At 37.8% G+C, this 20,868-nt stretch carries 23 protein-coding genes; 3 read left to right on the top strand and 20 right to left on the bottom strand.

Going from position 1 to position 20,868, the window contains the following annotated elements:
- Nucleotides 1-145: 145 nt before the first annotated feature.
- The 11 genes from HWV02_RS07920 to HWV02_RS07875 all read right to left on the bottom strand — a co-directional run bounded on the left by HWV02_RS07920 (nt 146) and on the right by HWV02_RS07875 (nt 6,914).
- The gene (locus tag HWV02_RS07920) at nt 146-598 is read right to left on the bottom strand and encodes a hypothetical protein (protein WP_211690101.1); all 453 of its coding nucleotides are present in this window, start codon (nt 596-598) and stop codon (nt 146-148) included.
- Nucleotides 599-696: 98 nt separating this feature from the next.
- Nucleotides 697-966 (bottom strand): hypothetical protein, encoded by a 270-nt coding sequence (locus HWV02_RS07915; RefSeq protein ID WP_211690100.1) that lies wholly within the window; start codon nt 964-966, stop codon nt 697-699.
- Between the two features lie 151 nt (nt 967-1,117).
- Nucleotides 1,118-1,714, bottom strand: a complete 597-nt coding sequence (locus tag HWV02_RS07910; protein WP_211690099.1) for a hypothetical protein — start codon at nt 1,712-1,714, stop codon at nt 1,118-1,120.
- 417 nt (nt 1,715-2,131) lie between these two features.
- Entirely contained in the window at nt 2,132-2,266 is a 135-nt protein-coding gene (locus HWV02_RS22790) for a hypothetical protein (protein ID WP_255550614.1), read from the bottom strand.
- Between the two features lie 96 nt (nt 2,267-2,362).
- A complete protein-coding gene (locus HWV02_RS07905) occupies nt 2,363-4,816 on the bottom strand; it encodes a replication endonuclease (protein WP_211690098.1) in 2,454 nt (817 codons plus the stop codon).
- Complete coding sequence (locus tag HWV02_RS07900; protein WP_211676183.1) at nt 4,813-5,040, bottom strand: hypothetical protein; 228 nt, start codon at nt 5,038-5,040, stop codon at nt 4,813-4,815. The genes HWV02_RS07905 and HWV02_RS07900 overlap by 4 nt, the downstream gene beginning before the upstream one ends.
- Nucleotides 5,037-5,423 carry a hypothetical protein gene (locus HWV02_RS07895; RefSeq protein WP_211690097.1) on the bottom strand — a complete coding sequence of 129 codons (387 nt, stop codon included), beginning with the start codon at nt 5,421-5,423 and terminating at the stop codon, nt 5,037-5,039. The genes HWV02_RS07900 and HWV02_RS07895 overlap by 4 nt, the downstream gene beginning before the upstream one ends.
- Nucleotides 5,420-5,710, bottom strand: coding sequence for a hypothetical protein (locus tag HWV02_RS07890; RefSeq protein ID WP_211690096.1), 291 nt, complete (start codon nt 5,708-5,710; stop codon nt 5,420-5,422). Before HWV02_RS07890 ends, HWV02_RS07895 begins: the two co-directional genes overlap by 4 nt.
- Nucleotides 5,711-5,719: 9 nt before the next feature.
- On the bottom strand, nt 5,720-5,983 hold the full coding sequence (locus HWV02_RS07885) for a hypothetical protein (protein ID WP_211690095.1): 264 nt from the start codon (nt 5,981-5,983) through the stop codon (nt 5,720-5,722).
- 11 nt (nt 5,984-5,994) lie between these two features.
- The gene (locus HWV02_RS07880; protein WP_211690094.1) at nt 5,995-6,513 is read right to left on the bottom strand and encodes a phage regulatory CII family protein; all 519 of its coding nucleotides are present in this window, start codon (nt 6,511-6,513) and stop codon (nt 5,995-5,997) included.
- 197 nt (nt 6,514-6,710) lie between these two features.
- Entirely contained in the window at nt 6,711-6,914 is a 204-nt protein-coding gene (locus HWV02_RS07875; protein WP_211690093.1) for a Rha family transcriptional regulator, read from the bottom strand.
- A gap of 63 nt (nt 6,915-6,977) precedes the next feature.
- Here HWV02_RS07875 and HWV02_RS07870 point away from each other — a divergent pair, with 63 nt between their 5' ends.
- A complete protein-coding gene (locus tag HWV02_RS07870) occupies nt 6,978-7,610 on the top strand; it encodes a helix-turn-helix domain-containing protein (protein ID WP_370629421.1) in 633 nt (210 codons plus the stop codon).
- Between the two features lie 177 nt (nt 7,611-7,787).
- On the opposite strand, the gene HWV02_RS07865 is transcribed toward HWV02_RS07870, so the two are convergent.
- The 3 genes from HWV02_RS07865 to HWV02_RS07855 all read right to left on the bottom strand — a co-directional run bounded on the left by HWV02_RS07865 (nt 7,788) and on the right by HWV02_RS07855 (nt 12,241).
- Nucleotides 7,788-8,741: a DUF2971 domain-containing protein gene (locus HWV02_RS07865; RefSeq protein ID WP_211690091.1), complete on the bottom strand. Its 954-nt coding sequence runs from the start codon at nt 8,739-8,741 to the stop codon at nt 7,788-7,790.
- A gap of 885 nt (nt 8,742-9,626) precedes the next feature.
- Nucleotides 9,627-10,697, bottom strand: a complete 1,071-nt coding sequence (locus HWV02_RS07860; protein WP_211690090.1) for a hypothetical protein — start codon at nt 10,695-10,697, stop codon at nt 9,627-9,629.
- 776 nt (nt 10,698-11,473) lie between these two features.
- A complete protein-coding gene (locus HWV02_RS07855) occupies nt 11,474-12,241 on the bottom strand; it encodes a hypothetical protein (RefSeq protein WP_211690089.1) in 768 nt (255 codons plus the stop codon).
- A gap of 447 nt (nt 12,242-12,688) precedes the next feature.
- On the opposite strand from HWV02_RS07855, the gene HWV02_RS07850 reads away from it, so the two are divergent.
- Entirely contained in the window at nt 12,689-13,714 is a 1,026-nt protein-coding gene (locus HWV02_RS07850) for a tyrosine-type recombinase/integrase (RefSeq protein ID WP_211690088.1), read from the top strand.
- 126 nt (nt 13,715-13,840) lie between these two features.
- On the opposite strand, the gene HWV02_RS07845 is transcribed toward HWV02_RS07850, so the two are convergent.
- Nucleotides 13,841-14,326 carry a flavin reductase family protein gene (locus tag HWV02_RS07845; RefSeq protein ID WP_211690087.1) on the bottom strand — a complete coding sequence of 162 codons (486 nt, stop codon included), beginning with the start codon at nt 14,324-14,326 and terminating at the stop codon, nt 13,841-13,843.
- 244 nt (nt 14,327-14,570) lie between these two features.
- Between HWV02_RS07845 and HWV02_RS07840 the strand changes: the two genes are divergently transcribed.
- A complete protein-coding gene (locus tag HWV02_RS07840) occupies nt 14,571-15,326 on the top strand; it encodes an IclR family transcriptional regulator (protein WP_211690086.1) in 756 nt (251 codons plus the stop codon).
- Between the two features lie 20 nt (nt 15,327-15,346).
- Here HWV02_RS07840 and HWV02_RS07835 read toward each other — a convergent pair whose 3' ends face one another.
- From HWV02_RS07835 to HWV02_RS07815, 5 genes are all read right to left on the bottom strand, one after another.
- Nucleotides 15,347-16,036, bottom strand: coding sequence for an MOSC domain-containing protein (locus tag HWV02_RS07835; RefSeq protein WP_211679202.1), 690 nt, complete (start codon nt 16,034-16,036; stop codon nt 15,347-15,349).
- Between the two features lie 88 nt (nt 16,037-16,124).
- Nucleotides 16,125-16,364, bottom strand: coding sequence for a hypothetical protein (locus HWV02_RS07830; protein ID WP_211679201.1), 240 nt, complete (start codon nt 16,362-16,364; stop codon nt 16,125-16,127).
- A 392-nt stretch (nt 16,365-16,756) separates the two neighbouring features.
- Nucleotides 16,757-16,939, bottom strand: coding sequence for a hypothetical protein (locus HWV02_RS07825; RefSeq protein WP_067042981.1), 183 nt, complete (start codon nt 16,937-16,939; stop codon nt 16,757-16,759).
- A 500-nt stretch (nt 16,940-17,439) separates the two neighbouring features.
- Nucleotides 17,440-17,940, bottom strand: coding sequence for a hypothetical protein (locus tag HWV02_RS07820; protein WP_211690085.1), 501 nt, complete (start codon nt 17,938-17,940; stop codon nt 17,440-17,442).
- Nucleotides 17,941-17,950: 10 nt separating this feature from the next.
- Nucleotides 17,951-20,803, bottom strand: coding sequence for a S8 family serine peptidase (locus HWV02_RS07815; RefSeq protein WP_211690084.1), 2,853 nt, complete (start codon nt 20,801-20,803; stop codon nt 17,951-17,953).
- Between the last annotated feature and the right edge of the window lie 65 nt (nt 20,804-20,868).

The following is a 20,868-nucleotide window of genomic DNA, read 5'->3' as shown; positions in this document are numbered from 1 at the left end:
AGCACACTTTTAGATACAAGTAAGCTAGACCTTTATTTTCGCATTACAGAGAATTGACGAGATTGGGATTAACGTACTGCTTAGCGGCTCGTTAAGTGGTTAACAATCACCACTTAATCTAAACTCTTGCACCTTAAGCGCTTTATTATGAGTGCTTTTCTGACATTTTGAAATCAACTACTTTTATTATTTTATAATCATCATAAGTAACGGCTGCATCTGTTGCATCAATGCCGAAAGCCTCAAATTTATTCATTACATGTTTAGTAGAGTCATAACTTATCATAGCTCCCTTAATCGGTGAAAAATGTCCATCTATATAATCTATTTCGTATGCTAAATCAGTGTAATAAATAGAGGTATCATCTAGTTCATCTGATACATCAACAGATCCATAGAAACGCGGAATATAGCTAATTAATTCTCTTTCATTACTCGCTATGTTATATGCAGCGACTTCTGAATTAAAAACGGTTTCAATATAAGAGCGTTCCTTCCCCTCATTCTCTCTATTAAAAAACACCTTAACTACTTTAGTTCTGCAAGGTTTAATAAAAATTTGGCCGTAACAGCCACGTGCATTATGTAATAATTTCAAGTTTCCTCCGCGCTCAGAATGCTATTTTAAGTAGTTGATAATACAAACTAAAATATATAAGTCAAACCAGTTTTTACGTTCCTTTCTCTAGTCGTTTGTTATGTTGTCAGTGCTTCAATTGTAGCTGGGATAGCTTGGATCGTTATACCTAAAAATAAAAGTACGTAACCTGCAATCGTTAATAGCCTATGTTTTGTATAAAGGCTTTTCATTTTTTCGTTTCGCTCTTGACCTGCATTTACCACTAAAGCTTCAGTGCCATCTTTAAAAAGTACATCCTTAGGCATCGAGTAAACAGCTAAAGTAATGACTCCGGCCGTATTAAATATTAAGCCTGTTATTGGTAAATACTTAAGCAACACTTCCATTTGATTCCACCTTATAGAAAAATATAGCGTCCTGTTAAGGCGTGATCAACGTAATACTAAAGACCATGCAACCCACCTTACAGACTAGGCTAGACTAAACGTAACGCATAGTAAAAACGCCATGCGTTACGAATCACTCTTAAATAGTTTGTTAAGTGTTTTTTACACCAGAAACATCCGTTACAAACTTTCTTAACTTACTTTGAAGTAGTTCATAAGATTGTATAGACTCTTCATACGCCTCTTGGATATCAGTTGTCTCATCTTCAAATACAGCTTTATTTATTCTTTCCTCGCTAGACTTTGCGACTTCCAATGCATCCAACAACTCATCATCCATCAGAGCACTGTAAACCTCTAATCCGTATTCCTGCTTGTCTTTAAATTCCTTGTATACAGTGGGGTTAGACTTACGCGAAGATCGGTACTCAGGATCTTGAGACTCGATCTCTTCTTCAAGTGCCCCTTTTGATTCGCTAATAACTTGAGCTAATGATTCGAGCAAATCGAGTAATATAGTCTTGTTTATTTCCCAAATTCTCTCTTTCCTTTGTCTCAGCGTCGAGTCATAATGTATATACGTGGCAAAAATAGTTGCCACTGCGATTGTAACATTAGTCAGCAATGCAATATCAACTTCAAATCCCGGAATTAAAAACACACAAAATAGGACAAATCCGGCAAAGACACCCAATACTAGCCCTATAAAAACAAAAAACAATTTTTCACTAAAAACTATAAATTTCACTTCAAAATGCCTCTACACATAACAGTGTATTCTACGAAATTCGATATGATACCTGAAAACTACCAAATTAAATTGTATTATTCTTTAATAACAATGAATTAAACTAAATTTATCTGTATTTTTGTATTCACTCTTATTTGAATATACAGAATACCTGCATTTATACTGATCCCTACGTAACATAATAAAACATATAAAAATAGAAGCGTAATCAAGTTAGTACTGATAATAACGATCGAATGGAAATTAATACTTGGCTTATGGGAGAGAGTATTACAGTAAAAAGTTGATACTTTAACCACCTTGTAATAGCTTCATTAATAATTAATATTCTAGACTTGCGCCAACAATCATTTGATGGCGCTTATCCTGCCTGTTCATAAAGTACATTCCCAATAGTCGCAGTTTCTGGTATCGCTAGCTTTCATCTTTGTCTTGCATCTCAGATATCAACATCAATAAAAACAGCACAACATCGGTATTATCATTCAATGTATCCTGTGCAGCCGCGATAACAACAAAATCTTTAGCACGTTCCTGTAACGCTTTCATAACGGACCCCCATTAAAACCACTGTATAAGATTACAGTAGTTTTAATGGGTAGTAAATAGACGCATTTCACACCATGTAGTCATATATACAATGAGTTAACCCCAATCCCACGACTCCCAGTCTTCCCAACCAGGTATGTAATCGGATGTATCTTTAATTTCAGTTTCAGGACTATCCCAGCCGTCCCAAACCTCAGGTTCTTCTGGCTTAACATCGATAAGTTCGGGCGGGTGATATTGATTATCAGCGTAATAGCCCTGCCTCAATTTCACAATATGGTCCTTATCAACTCGAACCTGGGCACCCTGTTCCATAACATTGACCAGGTGATCATCTAAATGAATACCGCGCCTTTTCAAAAGCGCTTTAATTCCAGTATTTAACCTGCCGCGCTGGGAGGGCGTACAGTTATTGACAGAACTCCGAGAAGACCCTTCGGGCCAGTTCAAAACCTCAGCACCTTCGGTGCTACTGGTGCTTGCTTCACTATCGAGCAATGCCTGTGACTTGGGTTGTATCGTCCACTTACGTATGCGCGTGTTAACGGCTTCATCGCCGACAACGTGAAAGCCTTGGATCTTAGAAACAAATTCACCATATTCGTTACCCATTTCTGCAGTGTCATAATCATTACGAATGAGTAAATCTTTACGAGATACAAACGGCCCACCCTGCGCCATTACATATGCAGCGAAGTCGCCTTTATCTGCTGCTTTCATTGCATCGGATGCGGCAGCTGCATTGGTTTTTAATTCAGGCTTGTACTTGTCGGTGATCACTTCCCATCGTTGTAATGAATTCATTGCTTCATAATTTAAACGTGGACCGTGGAAATTTAACTGAGGCCCCATAAATACTGGGTTTTGGTCAGGGAATAGTTCATTGAATAAATTGTGCTGTTGTTTGCTACTTAACGTAGTAACAAAGCTTTTGAATGCATTTTTATCGTTATTAGCATAACGGCGTAATTCACGATAAGTGGTCACTGGTGCGCCGCCAATAGGCTGAAACTGACGGATACGCCAACGACTTGCCCAGGCAGTAACATGCGCGGCCATTTCTCGTTGGTCACGGCCTGTTTCATCATCAAGTTCGCCCTTCATGCCATAGCCATCAATATTCTTACTGATGTATTTAGCGATGTAACCCGTTGCGGTACCTTTGCTTGGGTCCATCATTTTCACATCACAACGTGGGCGATAATCCAATGGGCCAACAATTGGTTTTCTGTAAACCTTTGGGCACAGCTCTGTTATTTCTTCATCAATAGCATAACCAATGAAAATTTCGCGGATACGCTCAACATGCTCTGGTTGCATGAACATGAGTAAATGCCAATGTGGTGTGCCGTCATGATGCGGTTCTGCAACACGCATGCCGAAAACAGGTAACTCTTCACGTTTTAGTTGCGCACGTATTCTTGCCCATACTTTGCATAAATAACGCTGCGCGTCCTTCGGGCTGTTCCCCAGCCACTGATCAACAAAACCCCCTTTCTTACGGGTGTTATGATATTTAGATGGTGCGGTCAGCGTTAGAAATAACCCATCACAACCCATTGCAGTTGCAATACTTTGATACCCAGCCATACGCACCATTAATTCACAACGTCTGATTGCAGGGTTAGCGGTCGACTTGTAGAACATGTCGTATAGGGCAATTTCTTCACCAGAATCTTCATCAAAGATAGACATACCTTTGATGAAATCTCTGTTACGTTGCTTTTGGTTTTTCCACTCATGCATGCAGTCGCGTGAACAATACGGGCTTGCCGCTTTCTGCACTTGCCCCACGGCAATCGCAAGGTGTTCTCGCATAGTCATGCGCTTTGTATTTAACTTGTTTTCCCAGGCACGTTGGCAAACTAAACGTAAAATTCCACATTCCGCTTCTGATTGATGTAAGCCATCGTTCCTGTTGTACGGCGGTGTGTAACCAAATGATCTGCATTCGTCTTGCAGACTCTCAAATACAGCAACAATCACGTTGGCGTAATCTTTATGGTTGGCTTTTTCGCTTTCAATTAGGGGTTCTAATTTACCAGCAAAAAAATCAGCAAATTGCTGACTGAGTTTCTTTATTTCACTTTTGTCCATTTCGGCTAATAGCTTTTCACGTGACAAGTCATTACTGCGAACATATGCATTTCTAAATTTGAATTGTCGTCTGTATTGATCGAGTACTTTTTGTAGACGTGGATTTATATCTTTTCCGACTGTTTTTAGCAGGTATAAGTTGGCAGCAGAACGACCTTTTTGCTTAAAGATTTTATTATATCGTTCGGCAAAGTAGCGGCTAAGGTAATGCGGCATATCACCAAAGAACTGTTTGCGCCATTCATGATCATCAAGATCGGGGTTAGACTGAAACATCGCGTTTTCAATAAGCGACATTTCAGGTTGTTGGAATTCTTTGCTTGCAGCAGGAGTAACTTGAACATAGTTTGGTAGCTGAGGATAAACATGGCGTTTACCCCAGTTCTTTACTTGAAAAGACCATTGACGGCGGACAGCATCGGAAAGGCCTTCTGTATAATCTCTTGCATTCATACTTCGGCATACTCATGCGCATTTAATACAAGATAACCGCCATTGCCTTTTGGCCGACCGATAACACCACGGAACAACTGACGGCAATTGAGCTGCAGACAAGCGTTATCGATGGCATCTTGTTTGGTTTCGCATTCACCTACTTCAACAGTGCGAAGTTCGTGCGTTTTAGGATGCTCACGCATGCTGCCACTTGGACACAGTGCTATTGCAAAATACATCATGCGACCATCCAGATAGTTGTATTGTGAATCTCGAGTGTTTGTTCCCACCACAATTCTATGCAGGCTACTAACTTGGTTAAGCCGAAGCCTTGCGCCATAAAGTACACAGAACGAATAGCGCCTAGGGCTAGTTGCTCTTCCTTTGAATTAGTATCAGAACAAGTAACCACGCTTTGCCAAAATGCAAATACTGTAATCAATACCTCTTCTTGCTTTAGCGTTGCGTAAAGGTTGAAATGAAAACAAGGCATTGCAATTGCATCGCTACGACCAGCATCAACGCATTCAAACAAATCGATGATCCAATCGGCTTTGTCTGCATCGATACCAAGTGAGTGCAGTGCCGAACGCACATTTTCAACAGGGGCTAAAATACGTTTCATGCTGCCACCTCATTTTTTATCAAGTTGCTTAGTTCGTTATACGTAGAAGTGACTTGCCTAAATGCAGTTAAGCCATCGAGATAAATGGTTTTATCCATTAGCTTGTGCTTTGACCAGGTATTCGGGTTTTGCGCACCGCTAAAATAGGTTTTATCAATTGCGATAACTTCGAGTGCATCGGCATGACCAATGTAGCGAACAGATACGCTTACTTTTTCAGGTTTGGCGATGGCAATAAACATCAATTCGTTGATCACATCGTTCATTGTTGGATTTGCTTTAATCATTGTATTCCCTTACTTAAAGTCGTTTATTGGATGGCCAGCTAATTTGCCAATCACAGGTTCTAGTGAGTTGATCGCTCGGTGTAGCTTCACTTTTTCTAACTGGTCAAGTTCATCCAGTTTCAAATCAACATGGTGCTGCTTTAATCCAGCGGCGAAACAGAGTGTTTTACGCATATTAAAATCTAAGTTGTCATAAAAAGACCCGATACGGCTGTTACCAAATAACCCACGAATTTGAGCGATTGACTCAGCAGCGACTTGTACTTGTTCCATAATTAATCTCCTTACATGCCAGGCATTGGCATTCCACTTAATACTGCATCTGCGCACATGGACACGAACGGCCCTGCACCACCGCAGCGGTTTTCAACATCTGACATAAGAAAGACCAGTTCACGAACGGCGTCTTGTGCCTTTGTGATTATTTGGTCTTTTTTGAATCGGGTTAGCCGACGATCGGATTCGGCTTCTAAGATGTGGCGGTTTATTTCACCGGTATGACTTGTCACGCTCATGGCGCTGAGAGTGAGTGGTTTTGAGTCGCCTTGTTTGGGTAGACGAACAGCGGTTAGTCCGACTTCGAGTATCGCGCTGTTGATAATGTCGTGATTATCGGTTGCGGTTGTGATTCGAATTAACTCGCTAACAGTTAATTGATGTGGCTGATTAGGGTTTAGTTTGTTTCGTAGCACTTGCCCGCGCATGCCGCACTCGTTTGCAATCTGTTCTATGTTTTCAATATCTGCAAACCGAACACATGCAGACTCTATTGGGCTCTGTTTACTCTCATTTGACTCATACATTGCGAAAATCTCCTTATATGCAATGATTAAGTAACAATCCAAGTACGCAAATGAATATGATCGCTTCTGTTTTAACGATTAAAGAGAAACGATGCTTGCGTTTATTCACGCTTGGTTCGATGAATACACCTGCCGAAACTTCTATAAACCCTTGTTGATGGGTGTTTATAGTAATTTCTGGTTGGCTATTAGATTGATTACACATACTTCTGTGCATCTGCTTTTTTGAACAAGGCGACAAGGTTGATGAGCACAGCACCTTTTTCACTATCTTTTGGCATAATTGGCAGTTTTCCGCTTGCAACCGCCTGATTAATAGCGCCCATTGATTGACCAGTGGCTTCTGCATACTTCTTTTTTGTGCAGTAAGGTGATGCAAGTTGTATTGCAATTGACGACATAGTGGTATCCTTGTTGGTTATATTCAATATCATTAGACAATATGCGACCCACAAGTGGGTCAAATGAACTACAGGACGGATAATAGATCCATTATGGCCAACATGCAAGACAAAATAAGACATTTGGACTACAGCGGCGGTCGGAATGTGACTGACAAACTTAAATCAGTGCTGAAATGTGATTCCTTCGAGGATATGGCTAGGACATTTGACATACCAAAGTCCACAATTTTCACATGGCATAAACGCAATATGACTCCTTTCGAGATCGCTGTGAGAATTCATCTAATTAAAGGTGTGTCTTTAAAATGGCTATTACTAGATCAAGGTGAGGCTTTTGAAAGTGCTGGTATGGTATTAAAAGAGAAGCTTGTGATTGAAAAAATAGCGAACGGTATACTAGACAAGTCTGAAGAAATGAGCCTTGATGCGTCGATAATGGAACGTTATGAATTAACGCCTTCAATTACTCGCGTGATCGATCTTGATGGCTCTTTGTTGTTTGTTAATACAGAAGAAACAAAGCCTATATCAGGCCGTTATTTATTGGATATTGACGGCGCTATTTCTATTAATGGTTTACAGCGTTTACCAGGTAAAAAACTAGCTATGAGTTATGGCAATACATCTGTTGAAGTTGCAGAAGCGGATATAGTGGTGTTAGGACGTGTAGTGCTGGCGATGGAAAAAGAGTAAAAGAGCTCTGTAAATAGGCTATGTAGACACGAGTTCTAGCCCAGCTAATTAACTTAGTAGATTTTGAGTTAGCTAGGCTAGCTAACTCAATTCTGGACATAAATGGCTTAGAGTTTAAACTTCAAAGGGAACGGTTCGCATTACATAAAGTATGGTGAAATTGAGATTAACGCCGCATTATATTTGCTTAAACTCGAGGCTGTAGTAATCGATGTTTTTGTGAGCTTTCCAAATATCTAAGTACCCTACAGAGCAAGCAAAATTTCCTTGAACGTCAGTTTTAGTGAAGCTCGTTGCAAGCCCAAGTAAACAATTATTAATACAACTAGGGTTCAATCTCATTAAGTATATTGTCCTTGGATTTCTACTTAATTTTGCTAACTCCATTGCAACCGCTAGCCGTTCTGCAACTTCTGAAATTTCAAACAAATTAATAGTGCAAATATTCGATTCAGATTCAATATACGAATATTGTGAATTGCTGACACTATCTCTAATTCGTTCATTTATGATTTGATTGATATTTTCAATTATTACTCTATCTGCTTGCTCAAGCCTTAACACAACCCTATGTTCTTGTTCATAAATCCACTCATCACTTTTCTGCATGAATACTTCATATAAGACTCGATCAGCACCTTCAGCTGAGATATTTGAATAATCATAATCAAATTTGTCATTTCTATAACGCAGTCCTTTTCTATAAGAAACTGGCTTAGGTATACCATCGAATGGGGAGAATTCTTCACCTAAAGAAAAGCTAATTGCAGATGTTTCTCTAAAAAGGTCTTTGAATATAGAACCAAGCTGTGGAAAGTAAGAAATACCAGCAACGATACCTCTATGTTCATTTGCATAATGAGCCCACATCAAAAGGTGTTCTTTATTTTCAGAAAGACTAATAACACCAATATTATGCATCCTCATTTCAATATACTCTGAGAAGGTAATATTTCCATATGTTGGATCTTGTGCCATTGACTCATCAAAGTGCGATGCTAGTTCATTTAAGCTTTCACGACAGAAAGAAGCTTCAAACGGGTCATTAAGAACAACTGGCTGGGACAAACGAATGAATCCCTCGTCAAATATACCTCGAGGTTCATTCATGTATTTAAAAAGTTGCTTCAATATTGACTCCTACACCGCTTAGTTCAACTAGGTATTTTACGGAATTATGTATAATACCTAAAAAATCACCAACATTAAATGACCAAAAGATTAATTATTGTTTATTAACAACAATTTATAAGGTGTATTTATGTTCCTGCTTATTTGGATATACAGAATGCAATTATTTATACAGGTCCGTATAAATAATCATGGAATAGATATGTAAGCTATCAATCAGGTGCTTACCTAATCTGCATTTACAAAGAAAGCCAATATAGGTCTGTTAAAGTTACAAATATTTATCAATAGCACTCATAATAAAATGTATGGAAAACCGATATGAATATATTGCGTGTGAGTAACTACTCTAAGCCAGAAAGGGTCATAAACGTGTTAAATCGATGTTGGAATTATTTATAGGATCCACAAATAATGTATCTAGAAGATACCCTATTTTAGGTGTGCATTATTCAGAATAAAGACAAGAATCACACCCGAATGTTAATGGACGTAAACTAACTCACAACTTAAAACCGAAGTACTCAATATTTTTGCCAAGCATCATTCTAGGGCTAACTTTAAAGTATCCCCCACGACTAAAATGAAAGTATGACTGACCTAATGATGAACGGACTTATGGCAACATTATTTATTACGCATGTAGGTATTTATTTTGCGACGTATGGTTTTTAACGAATAGAACTGAGTATGAAAATTGATAAGACTAGATTGAAACTGTTTTATATGCGCTGGGCTTTTTCCACTTCGATGATAGTAGGGATATTTATCTCGGCACTATGCCGATTCTGTTGAGAGAGGTTTATTTTGGGGTTTAGAATCTACCTTAGATAAAAAGCGACGACCGATGTTACCAATCGGTAGTGCTTCCCCTTACAACCACTTTTATGAGTTTTTTACACTCTTTATCAGCTTAGCTATCTGTTCAACTCCGTCAAACGTATTTGGAAGATTCCCAGTATCTGACATAATTGCGCTAAATATTAAGTTTTCAAATTTTTCTAAAGCTTTTTCATCCTGTTTTTTTATTTCAGACGAGTAATCCGCATAACTTTGGATGAACTGGCATAATGTTTGTCTAAGCTCAATTTGCATAATCTGTGCTTTAACAGACCTATGATTTAAAAGTATTACCCTAAAAAAATAAATCAGGATTATTTCAATAGAGAAAATTGGAACTAATACAATCAGATGATCTAGGCCAAGAGTTTCACCACTATAGATCCTTGTTACAGCAATAACAATTTCTGCAATCAATGGGGATAATATTAATCCTCCCATTCCAAGTAATGACAAAAACAACCAAAAAACTTCTTTAGCTTTCTTATTTCCTAAATTAGAAAACCCTTGGTCAAGAGCAACAAAATTAAACGCGGTTTTATATTGTTCTAACTTATCTTTTAAGGCTTCAACTTTCGCTTCTTTTTTGTCAATCTCTTCATCCCATTTTTGCTTAAGCCCCTCAGCCTCTAATTTTTTTTGTTCGAAGCCTTTAAAGTCACTTATGTTCGCATTATTGATAAAGTACTTTGCTATATTAACAGGCATCATGTAAGACGCGTAAATAATCTGAGACTTAGTCATATCATCCATTTCGCCAATATCACCCTGAATCTTATCTTTTATTGAACGCAGTTCCATGTTTAATTCTTTACCTGCGCCGACCAAAAAATCATATTCACACAGAAAGCGATATGACATTGAATAGATGTTGTCTATATGTGATGGTTTGGATTGATCAAAGACATTTAGCGAGTCTAAGAACTGCTCTCCAATATTCTTGATATTAAATGTACACGTTTCATCCCAAGTAGTCGGAGATTTAGATATGTATCTTATTATGTCTCTAGATATCGATAAACGGGTTGCTCTAACCTTATCATCAATCAACTCATTGCTTGACTGATGTAAGAATGAAGATAGAACTCTCGCGTTGTTTTCCTTTTCAAAAAACATTTACTCTCCAATTGCGTAAGGCTCGCTAAGACGTATAAATATATAGTAGGACTGCTGCTCATCCTCTTCGCTAAACTGATATTTAAATTTGCGTTTAAAGTATGTCTTTAGTTATTTTATGACGTCTGTTAATCATGAACAAAACTAAATATATGGCTGATTATATTAGTTTTTTTATTTAACACAAGGAATAGAAAAATAACAAAGTATAAAATAATAGTTCTGATTAAAGAAACTACGGGAAGTAAAGTAATTATAAAAATATCAGAGGGTTAATCTCGCCTGATTAAATAGAGTCATATCACGGATTAATACCAATAACGGTTAGTGGAGTCACAACTTCACAAGTAACGCCTCTAACCTCCACTTTAAATTTACTTTGTTGCTAGCTTTACTGTATGCCCCGTGACCAAGGAAAGAACTCAATTGCTAGACTTCATCATTCCCCATTTCATTTTAATATCACTCTACGTTACAGCTGTCTTTTATCCCGTACATCTGAAGTACCCCTTTAAAAAAGGAGCGCAACTCACCACCGACCAGCTCTTTGCTATCCGCGGTCGTAGTATTCTTTATTTTGTATTAATGTCGGGGATATCGATATTGATTTGTTATCCGATAGCGTATCGTCAGGTTAATTTAGGGGGATAAGTCCCCCCTGATCTTTGTTTACAGACTCGGGACAAGGAATAGCTAACTTGGATAGGGTCAAATGATGATGTACTGAACTAACTGCTTTATCCGTTAAAACGCTTATGTTATGCCCTATTTAAACCTTAGTTATTTAAATGATTTATTCGAGCTAGCACACCAGCTTCAAGTAAAGTATTGTGTGTACCAATACTTTTAATTGTCATGTTCAAAATACCTCTATTACTAATCACGATATTATTTTCAATAAAATATTCGCTGCAACTATGCATCCAGAATCGCCATTCGACACCACCAAAAATAAAGTAAATATACTCAAAACCTAAGACATCTATAACTATTTTATTAGGATTTGAAATAAACATTTTACTTTCCGTCCTATCAGCTAGCGTTGTTTTATCGTTAGGAGCATCAATGAAAATACGATCCATGAAACATGGCAACACATTTGCTTCCACAGGAGTTAGAGTATCAAGATTCACCCTTAGCAATTCGATAATATTAGGAGCAAGCTTGACATGTTTGTAGAAATCTAAGGTACTTACTGCCGCACGCCAAAGAATTGACATTTGGAATAATTTTAACTTTGTAAAGTCAACATTACTCAGAGTTATATTCGTACTATCGCTTTCACTACACACCCCTACACTCCCAGGGTTTCTAAGAATAAAATCAATAACATAACTCTCAAATTCAGTTGAAAACTTTAGTTCACAACTTCCGCATAAAAGATATTCATCATAACTAACTTGATTATCTTTGTTGCCCTCTTTGGATACCTCCCTATATCGACCTTTATTATTTTTCATATATTTAAAGAATGCATTTGGAATAATATGTGATTTTTTAATATCTTCATTCTCAAGACATAATTTGCATTTCATAGCGAGCATAATCTCCAAGGATTTATATAACAGGACATCTCGATAACTCAAATCTATTAGCCCGACTCAATACCGGCTAATCAAATGAAAATAAGAGAAATATCCATACATTTTATTTATTTTCAAATACTGTAAATCATTAATAATATTTAATATGTAACTGATTATATTGTTGTTTTAACTTAACACAAATGAATTAACTACTCTTTAGTGGTAAACCGTATTTAGAGTAAGGAATAGATGAATAACACTGTATTAAACTAATTTTATGGTTAAAAAAACAACGATATAATGATTCACAAGTTAAATAAGAAACCGAACATCACTAAATCTATGTTTAAGTCTGCATAAGAAAACATAGATTATTGCTACAATTACTTTATAACTGTATATAAAAACAGTACTTGTTATTTTATAATACCAAATACACCTAGACAAGTTATAAAGGAAATCACCATGTCTGTTCGCAATCTCAAAGATGGTCACAAAAAACCTTGGTTATGTGAGTGCTATCCGCAAGGTAGTACCGGCAAGCGTATTCGCAAACGCTTTGCCACCAAAGGCGAAGCTACAGCGTTCGAACGCTACACAATGAACGAGATTGACGATAAGCCCTGGTTAGCGGATAAGACTGATAATCGGCGCTTATCTGAATTACTTGATCTTTGGTGGAAGCTACATGCTAAAAACCTTAAAAGTGGTGCTCATGCATATCGTCGACTGCAAATCATGTGTGAACAATTAAACGACCCCATTGCTGTCACGTTTACCGCTAAAGACTTTGCTCACTACCGCGCAAACAGACTCACAGTCGGGCATGGTAAAGGTCGCAGCGGTGCAGAGCTATCCATCACATCACAAAACTATGATCTGTTATGGATGAAAGTATTATTTAATGAACTTCGTCGATTAAAGGAATGGAATCTGCCAAACCCGCTTAAAGACATGAAAACGATAAAGACAGCAGAACGCGAGCTTAGCTATCTAACACATGACCAGATAACGCAATTATTAACATTCGTTCAAAGAAGCCCTATTTCTGGACAAATGACACAAATTATTAAAATTTGCCTAGCAACCGGTGCTCGAATAATGGAAGCAATAGAACTTAAGGGATCACAAGTAACAAAGCACAAGATCACCTTTACCAATACCAAAGGTAAAAAGAATAGGACCGTACCGATTTCAGAAGATTTATATAATGAGATATACCAAAATACATCAGGCCGATTATTCACCTGTGGTTATGGGGTACTGCATAAGTGGTTAAACTTATGTTTTTCTGATTTACCCAAAGGACAAGCGACTCATATTTTAAGGCATACTTTTGCAAGTTACTTTATGATGAACGGTGGTAATATTTTAGTATTACAAAAGATACTTGGTCATGCAGATATAAAGCAAACAATGGCTTACTCGCACTTTGCACCATCGCATCTACAAGATGCAGTGTTATTTAATCCACTGGCAAGTATGAGCTAAAAAGTGGCGGTAAAATGGCGATGAATTATGTAACCATGTATGAATACACAGTAGTATTTGACGGTAGACCCTATTTGTAAGCATCTGATTTTAAATAAAACAACTAAATAACAGAGGGTTAAAAAATCAATGCAAATAAAGCTGCTTAATTTCAACAAAAATAAGCGTTTGCGGTGCATCTCCAATCTCTTTAATTTCATAAAGTTCGCAACCATAAGCAATATCACATTGCGTTAGCCTAGGTAGCAAGAAATCATCAAAGGCAGTGGTCGTTAATCCCGCATTAGCAAGTTCAGATTCACCATGCGCTAATGTGGCGGCAGTTTGTGTGACAATGTCAGCTTGATCATCTGATGCAATGTGAATAACCATTTTCTTATTTTTAAGGATGTTGGTGAGTGTATCTTTGTTATCACCATTCGGCTTTTTCCCAACCGAGATCATTAACAACGCTGGTTTACTTGATACCGCGGTAAAATACGAAAATGGCGCTAAATTATAGCTCGCATCACCCGAGTCTGTCAGTACCCAAGCAATAGGTCGTGGGATAATCGTCTGTGTCATCAAGTGATAACCTTGATTGGCTGAAAAGTCTGAAAAGTTTAACTGCATGTCACTAAGTCCCTGTTATAGCAAAGATAGTATCGTGACATATCAGAGGTTGTTAGCCTAGGTTTAATTTAAGGCTGAAAATGACTAGCGCTAACAAGAACATAAATACCTATTTAGCATAAACGACGAGATAAAACGTTCTGACTATGAATTTATCACTCACGCCTGTATCATAACCAAGCTACTGAAATTCTAGCTATAAAGCTACGTCAGCAACACCATACTAAACCAGTAATAGGACACTATGGAAAAGAAAAACCAAGGCATACAATCTGTAGAGCAAGCCTTTGAGATTATAGATTTTTTCTCTAACAAAAATCACGCAATCTCGTTAGGTGATGCAGCTGTAGAAATGGATATATCTAAAAGTAAACTCCATAAATATCTAGCGAGCTTTCTGCGTATTGGGGTCATCATTCAAGACGTAAATGGTAACTACTGCCACGGGTCAAAGCTGATCGAACTTGGTGCCAAGATCCTTGGTCATACCGATATTCTCCACGTCTGTGAGCCAGAATTACAACGGTTAAGACTAGAAACGCAAGAAGCAACGGCACTCGCCGTTTGGACTACACAGGGACCGATGATTGTGCGCTTCCTCGAAAGCCCATACCCTGTCGCAATAAGCTTTAGAGTCGGTTTTCACGCACCGCTAACTGGCAGCTCTGTCGGGATGTGTTTTGCGGCATTTTCACCTGAAGAAGCTTATCAGCACCTGTTAAAAGCAGAAACGAAAAATGGTAAAGAACTTATACAAGACTTAGCATCAATCAAAGAGAATGGTTATGCGATTCGAAATAAAGTAAACCCAAGCATACCAGGTGCTAAAGCCATATCAGCGCCAGTTTTTGACGCGACAGGTAATATAATTGCGTGCATTCTCATTATCGGTTTCAAGCAACAAGACGACATTCAAGAAAAAGATATAAAAGCCATACGCGATACAAGCAAACGACTGTCTCAACACTTAGGTCATACGGTATCTGTTAGTAATAGCTAATTAAACTATATGTAATTAATTTAAACCATTGGCCCGAATAACCGGAGGTCCCAGTTCTCTACAACGCCGCTTTCGAGGCGACGTTCGATAAGCCTTCTCCATGAATCGACCAGTGGTAACTCTAGCGCTTGTACAAGCGCTTGTTTATCTAAACATCCCGTGAAAATTAAACTCATTATTCTTGCGACAGACCAATCTGGGTAAGGTCGTTCACAAAGTAAGATTTCATCACCAACGCCTATTTTACCTTCTTCCAACACCCGAAAATACCAACCTGTCCGTAGGGTCTCTTGTAGTTTTAGCGCCATCTCGTGTTGTTCAAATCTTTCGTTTAATTTCCAACAAGGCATACGTCCTTGTGACACTTCCAATAGTGTCGTTCCGATGCGGATCTTATCTTCGATACAAATGGTATGTTCATTCAGCCCCAAGGAACTAATGTTTTCGCCAAAAGCCCCAACCTCTTGAAATATCACATTGTCACCGAGATCTTTTTGCCACTCGGCATAGTGTTCACTCGGATAGATATGTAGCGCTTTTTCAATGCCGCCGTGTACACTCAAGTCCCCGACTTCATCGTTGATAAACCCTAGTGTTTCAACAACTAGGCGTTCACTCATCACTTTTTTATCTATCGCACTTATTGATCCTCTCGCATAAGACACAGCTTTACCTACAAGCACTGCACCAACCGTTCCTATCTTTTTCATATTGAAGCCACCTCTTTGTTCTGCTGTCATGTTAGTTCGCTTCTATTTTGAATTGCCTCACCATTTGCTGTTTTGGAAGACGAGTATCCTAACTATTCGTCGGTCGATAAATGGGTTGTGAAGCGAGTACTTCGATGCCTGTCGGCGTACTTTTTAGATAACGCACTTCATCATCTGAAAATAGTACCTCTCTCTCAAACCCTTCAGCTGTTGGGAATCGGTCCAACACTAAGGCTAGTATTTCTTCCCTTGTTCTGTGATCGTTATTTTCGATTACGACTTCGCAAAGCGGTTTTTCTTCTTTTGTTATTTTTATCTTATATCTCATTACCATTCCTCACTCTTGTTGCTTCAACCTGTCTAGGTGACGAATGACACCTCACCTTAAAAACAGGAAATTAGATTTAATAATATTACACAACAACTATACCAACCCCACCCTTGTTTATCCATAGGGAATCTAGTTTAATATAAAGAAACAGACATAAAGATAAATTTGAGTGGCAATACGCAGAGGCAAATGAATCACCATTCAGGCTCTAATCAAGAGATATAATTAGTAAGGCGGGTTTACTGGATACGGCAGTGAAATAGAAAATGGATTAAATTAGAAGTGAAGCAGAAGTTACGACGCAATCGCCATAAAAAAGACCTACATTGTGAGGCCTTTTTTATATCTATATTAAAACAGCATAATGATAAGAAATTTAACTATGTATTTTAATTTTTAAATACGACTGAACCATTTTCATTAGTATAAAGTATTGCTTTAAATTGATTAATTAACTGCACTGCATAAGAAGGAGAAACTGAACGTAAATTGCCTTTTACAGTATAGAATGAAGGTTCCCAAGCTCTATCTTTGTACCGACCTGTTTCTATAAATTCCACTACAACTTTCATAAAGTACCTCTATTGATCTAACCAACTTCCGTCACGAATAAAATATCGATATCCAGAAGACAACATGACTATTCAGAATAATAAACTATCATTAGGCTTTATTTTTTACAAACGAGTTGAGATGAAAAGAAACAGAATTATGTTTTCGATCAAGCTTTTCCATTATTCTGCAACATAAACCAGCCCATTTCGGTTATAAAACCACTTATTTAAGTTGGTAAATTACAATTTACATTGAATAACTAGATACACCGGTAATTAAGGGGGGCTTAAGGGTAATTAAATTACAGTTGGGTTATTTAAGTTACACTAACACTTGTCGTGTGTTAGCGATATAGTGATGGATCTTATGCTCAGTCCTTGAGACATGACTCGATGGGAAACTAATTTGGGCAAAAAATAATTTAGCTCAAATTCAAACTGACAGCTACCATACAAGAATAAAGTAACTGTCAGATCAAGTTTAAGCTAATACAATTAAACTCAGGTTAATAATATATTTACAATGGTAAATATTCCTGTGTATTAACTTCAATCTCCGCAGCTTCAACCGTACTAAGTGCTTTGATTTCCTTTATTTTTTTCAATAGATCTATATTTTCATCAAAAGTAATGATGAAAAATCCGTTACCAATAACCAGTATTTCAGCATCATCAAAAGAGTGTGTTAGATCATCACTTTTCATTTTAACTAAAATTGAACCTGTTAACGTTCCTGTATATTCATCCTCTAATGATTGCATTTCTTGACCTGCATAGAGTGCTGGTGAAGAATCTGTACCTTCCTCTGACCCCATATAGGCTGCGCCCATTATCGGTGAAAACTTAAATCCATCACTTTCAATAACGATATCACTATTCGTATGTGTACTAGAGCTCTCACTAGGCATAGCTACATTTTCTTCATTATCACTGTTCATAATATTTGCATTAGCAGATGTATTACACAAAAACAGTGTTGACATAAACAGTGTTGATATAAATAAATTTTTTATTTTCATCTTAAATTCCTTAATGTCCATATATTCTTATTGAGACACCTTTTAACAATCCAGCTTCTGTATTATTCTCTAGTACCTTTTCACGACCAAGATAATAGTAAATAAAATCATCTGAATTTGTATCTGTTACTTTTATCGTCCATGTTCCCGCTGATGCTTCACCATAAAATGCATTACTGAGTAAGACTGTATCCTTGAAATACGCTTTTTCGGTTAATAAGCTTCTCGGTGTCAACAACATTGACCTTGTCCCCTGCGGTGAAATAAGTTCAATTGAAAGATCACTGTTACGTTCATGTTCAATGTTTAATTTTACCTGTACAGCTTCAATAATGAGGTCATCATGTTTGGTTATATTTACACTCTTTTCTGTAGGGGCTCCTTCATCTATACCTAGCTCAGTTACATCATCAGATAGAATAAATGCAGTTTCTTTTAACTGAGGTAATAACCCCTTATCCTTAATGTAAGTTTGTGCCATCTTCACCGCTTTGGAAGCATCGATGAGACCAAAACCATACCAATTATGGAAATTAAAGCCCGCGTTATTCGTTATCCAGCCGAGTTCGGCAATAAAGTCTTTACCTCCAGAGGTGACCGATATAGGTTTAAACTCATCATCAATTTTCTTTGCTGTTTTAGCGATAATATAACGAACATCACGCCATGTTATAGCATCATCAACACTAAAAATAAGGGCCGCGACACCGGACACAACAGGGGCAGCAGAAGATGTACCATTAAAGGAAGATGTATAATTACAATCTTCATTTAATGCATTTTCACCTTTGTTGAAACCTGTGAGCTCCCAATAATTTCTCGCGTAGCCAATGGTACATCCCGAACTATCTGTTGTGATAATAGCTGGTGCATTACGACCGTATTCACCACCAGGGGCTGAAACAAATACTGCAGCACCCGTAGATGAATAGGATGACAGTGGATCACTCGCATTTGCGTTTAGCGCTGATACGACCGTGTTATAAAAACTCGCGTTACTAAGACTAATTGATGCATTATGTGCAGTTAATCTTGGTAATGATTTATTTTTACTATATGCGCTGTAATCAGCCAAAGACACTCGTTGGAATGAGTTCCCTGCTGATTTAACGAATAAAACCCCTCGGCCATTATTATTGTTACGTGTTACTTTTTTTAACCAAGACTCTTCTGATTGATTTGATAATAACGAGAACGACCTTGGCACACTTTTTAATCGAGAACCATAACTTTGATTTATAACGAGAGCATCTTTAGTTCGTTTTCCCCCATGACTATCAATCCAATCTTTATCATCTTGAGTTCTAATATAATTTAATCCAATTAAACTCGCCTCCGGTGCAACACCACGCCCACCAATATTGTTAAAACCGCGCGCGGCAATAATACCTGCAACCGAAGTACCATGATCACCTCTTCTACGTGTAAAGGTCGGATCATTGGTTGACGTCACATAATTATAAGATCGACCTGATAATATATTATCAACTAAATCCTCGTGCTTAATTTCTAGCCCCGAGTCAACAACGGCAACCTTAACGCCTAAGCCTTTAACTCCTTGTTTATGCAGATTTCCTATATTTATATCGTGCCCAGCCGTACCGCTTGACCTTGAAAATGCTTTCTGCCCTGTATTCTTCAGATGCCATTGTTGACTATATAAAGGGTCCGTAAGTTTAGAATTGAAATTAAAAGTGAAGTTTGCCTCTATCGATTTAGTCCCGTCAGAGATAATGATAGGGAGTTCAACCTCACTCTCTTCCTTGCTTTTCGTTGTGATGTTGAAAGAACCATCGCTATCAAGGTTAAACGCGAGATCTTTAGGTAATGTGAAGCTATCTTTTAATTTAAAGTTAAGCGTGTCACCGTCAACATCTGTTGCTTTAATTCGCCCCTTAATCATTTTAGTTGGAGATGTAAACGTACGTTTACCCAGTACTTTTGGTGCGTCATTCACCGATGAAATCGAGAGTGATATTTTTGCTTTATCAGAGTAACCATTTTCTGTCACTGTTATTTCCAGTGAGTCCGGACCAGAAACATCACGATTAGGTGTGTATGTTAGTATACCTTTTGCATCTAATGTTGCTTTCCCCTTACTAGGCGCTGTTGATAACGTGAAACGAGGCGCTGTTGTATTTGTTGTCTTGATCGCAAATTTAGCCGGCTCATCTTCATTTAAGGAAAAGCTTTGCTCTGAGATATACTCCTTCTTCTTTATCGCTTCAATGTTAAACGTGAGAGTAGTTTCAACATCTCCTTCAGCATCGCTTATAATAATCGGGATAGCTATAGAATGGGTGCTCTTCATTTCACTCTTGAACGTAAATATACCAAAAGAATCTAATGCAAAAGAAATATAGTCAGGTCTATTAAATTTGGGGCTAATCTTGTAGGTTAACGAGTCACCATCAGCATCGGTTACACTTATTGTACCGCCAATGTATTTACCTGGAATAGCGAAGAAGGTTTTATTATTTACAACAGGTAAATCGTTGATACTCTTTACATCGAAATTAATATATGCGGTATCATACGTATTCCCATTTGCGACTTTTACCGCAATAAAATCCGAACCATGGTAGTTTTCATTAGGCGTATAGCGTAAATCCCCTTCTTTTGTAAGGGTTGCAGTACCAAACAATCCATTACTGGTTATTTTCCAGTTCCAACCCAATGTATCACTTGTGGTAAGGCTTCCCTCATATATCGTATCTTCATTCAGTTTTACGTCTCTGTCTGCTATAGAGCCGGATAAATGTGTTGGCTCTACTATTGGTGACGTCTCTGAATCACCGCCTCCACCACAAGCTGTTAGGTACCCAGTAAGAATTACGGGGATTAGATGCATTAATTTGTTCAAGATCTACCTCTTAAATAATTCACTACAATAAACATTTTGTTCACTATTACGTCAGTGGATTATAC

Origin of the sequence: Moritella sp. 28, from assembly GCF_018219435.1 — a bacterium.
In the GTDB taxonomy this organism is placed as follows: Bacteria; Pseudomonadota; Gammaproteobacteria; order Enterobacterales; family Moritellaceae; genus Moritella.
The sequence above is the reverse complement of the archived record's forward strand: the minus strand, read 5'-3'. Positions and strand labels throughout refer to the sequence as shown.

What these genes read in the sequence shown, in the direction of transcription:
- HWV02_RS07840 (WP_211690086.1), top strand. Translation starts at nt 14,571, where the DNA reads ATGGAAAAGAAAAACCAAGGCATACAATCTGTAGAGCAAGCCTTTGAG.
- HWV02_RS07820 (WP_211690085.1), bottom strand. Translation starts at nt 17,940, where the DNA reads ATGAAAATAAAAAATTTATTTATATCAACACTGTTTATGTCAACACTG.
- HWV02_RS07830 (WP_211679201.1), bottom strand. Translation starts at nt 16,364, where the DNA reads ATGAGATATAAGATAAAAATAACAAAAGAAGAAAAACCGCTTTGCGAA.
- HWV02_RS07900 (WP_211676183.1), bottom strand. Translation starts at nt 5,040, where the DNA reads ATGATGTATTTTGCAATAGCACTGTGTCCAAGTGGCAGCATGCGTGAG.
- HWV02_RS07860 (WP_211690090.1), bottom strand. Translation starts at nt 10,697, where the DNA reads ATGTTTTTTGAAAAGGAAAACAACGCGAGAGTTCTATCTTCATTCTTA.
- HWV02_RS07825 (WP_067042981.1), bottom strand. Translation starts at nt 16,939, where the DNA reads ATGAAAGTTGTAGTGGAATTTATAGAAACAGGTCGGTACAAAGATAGA.
- HWV02_RS22790 (WP_255550614.1), bottom strand. Translation starts at nt 2,266, where the DNA reads ATGAAAGCGTTACAGGAACGTGCTAAAGATTTTGTTGTTATCGCGGCT.
- HWV02_RS07890 (WP_211690096.1), bottom strand. Translation starts at nt 5,710, where the DNA reads ATGATTAAAGCAAATCCAACAATGAACGATGTGATCAACGAATTGATG.
- HWV02_RS07870 (WP_370629421.1), top strand. Translation starts at nt 6,978, where the DNA reads ATGAACTACAGGACGGATAATAGATCCATTATGGCCAACATGCAAGAC.
- HWV02_RS07850 (WP_211690088.1), top strand. Translation starts at nt 12,689, where the DNA reads ATGTCTGTTCGCAATCTCAAAGATGGTCACAAAAAACCTTGGTTATGT.
- HWV02_RS07845 (WP_211690087.1), bottom strand. Translation starts at nt 14,326, where the DNA reads ATGCAGTTAAACTTTTCAGACTTTTCAGCCAATCAAGGTTATCACTTG.
- HWV02_RS07885 (WP_211690095.1), bottom strand. Translation starts at nt 5,983, where the DNA reads ATGGAACAAGTACAAGTCGCTGCTGAGTCAATCGCTCAAATTCGTGGG.
- HWV02_RS07835 (WP_211679202.1), bottom strand. Translation starts at nt 16,036, where the DNA reads ATGAAAAAGATAGGAACGGTTGGTGCAGTGCTTGTAGGTAAAGCTGTG.
- HWV02_RS07880 (WP_211690094.1), bottom strand. Translation starts at nt 6,513, where the DNA reads ATGTATGAGTCAAATGAGAGTAAACAGAGCCCAATAGAGTCTGCATGT.
- HWV02_RS07895 (WP_211690097.1), bottom strand. Translation starts at nt 5,423, where the DNA reads ATGAAACGTATTTTAGCCCCTGTTGAAAATGTGCGTTCGGCACTGCAC.
- HWV02_RS07875 (WP_211690093.1), bottom strand. Translation starts at nt 6,914, where the DNA reads ATGTCGTCAATTGCAATACAACTTGCATCACCTTACTGCACAAAAAAG.
- HWV02_RS07915 (WP_211690100.1), bottom strand. Translation starts at nt 966, where the DNA reads ATGGAAGTGTTGCTTAAGTATTTACCAATAACAGGCTTAATATTTAAT.
- HWV02_RS07855 (WP_211690089.1), bottom strand. Translation starts at nt 12,241, where the DNA reads ATGCTCGCTATGAAATGCAAATTATGTCTTGAGAATGAAGATATTAAA.
- HWV02_RS07905 (WP_211690098.1), bottom strand. Translation starts at nt 4,816, where the DNA reads ATGAATGCAAGAGATTATACAGAAGGCCTTTCCGATGCTGTCCGCCGT.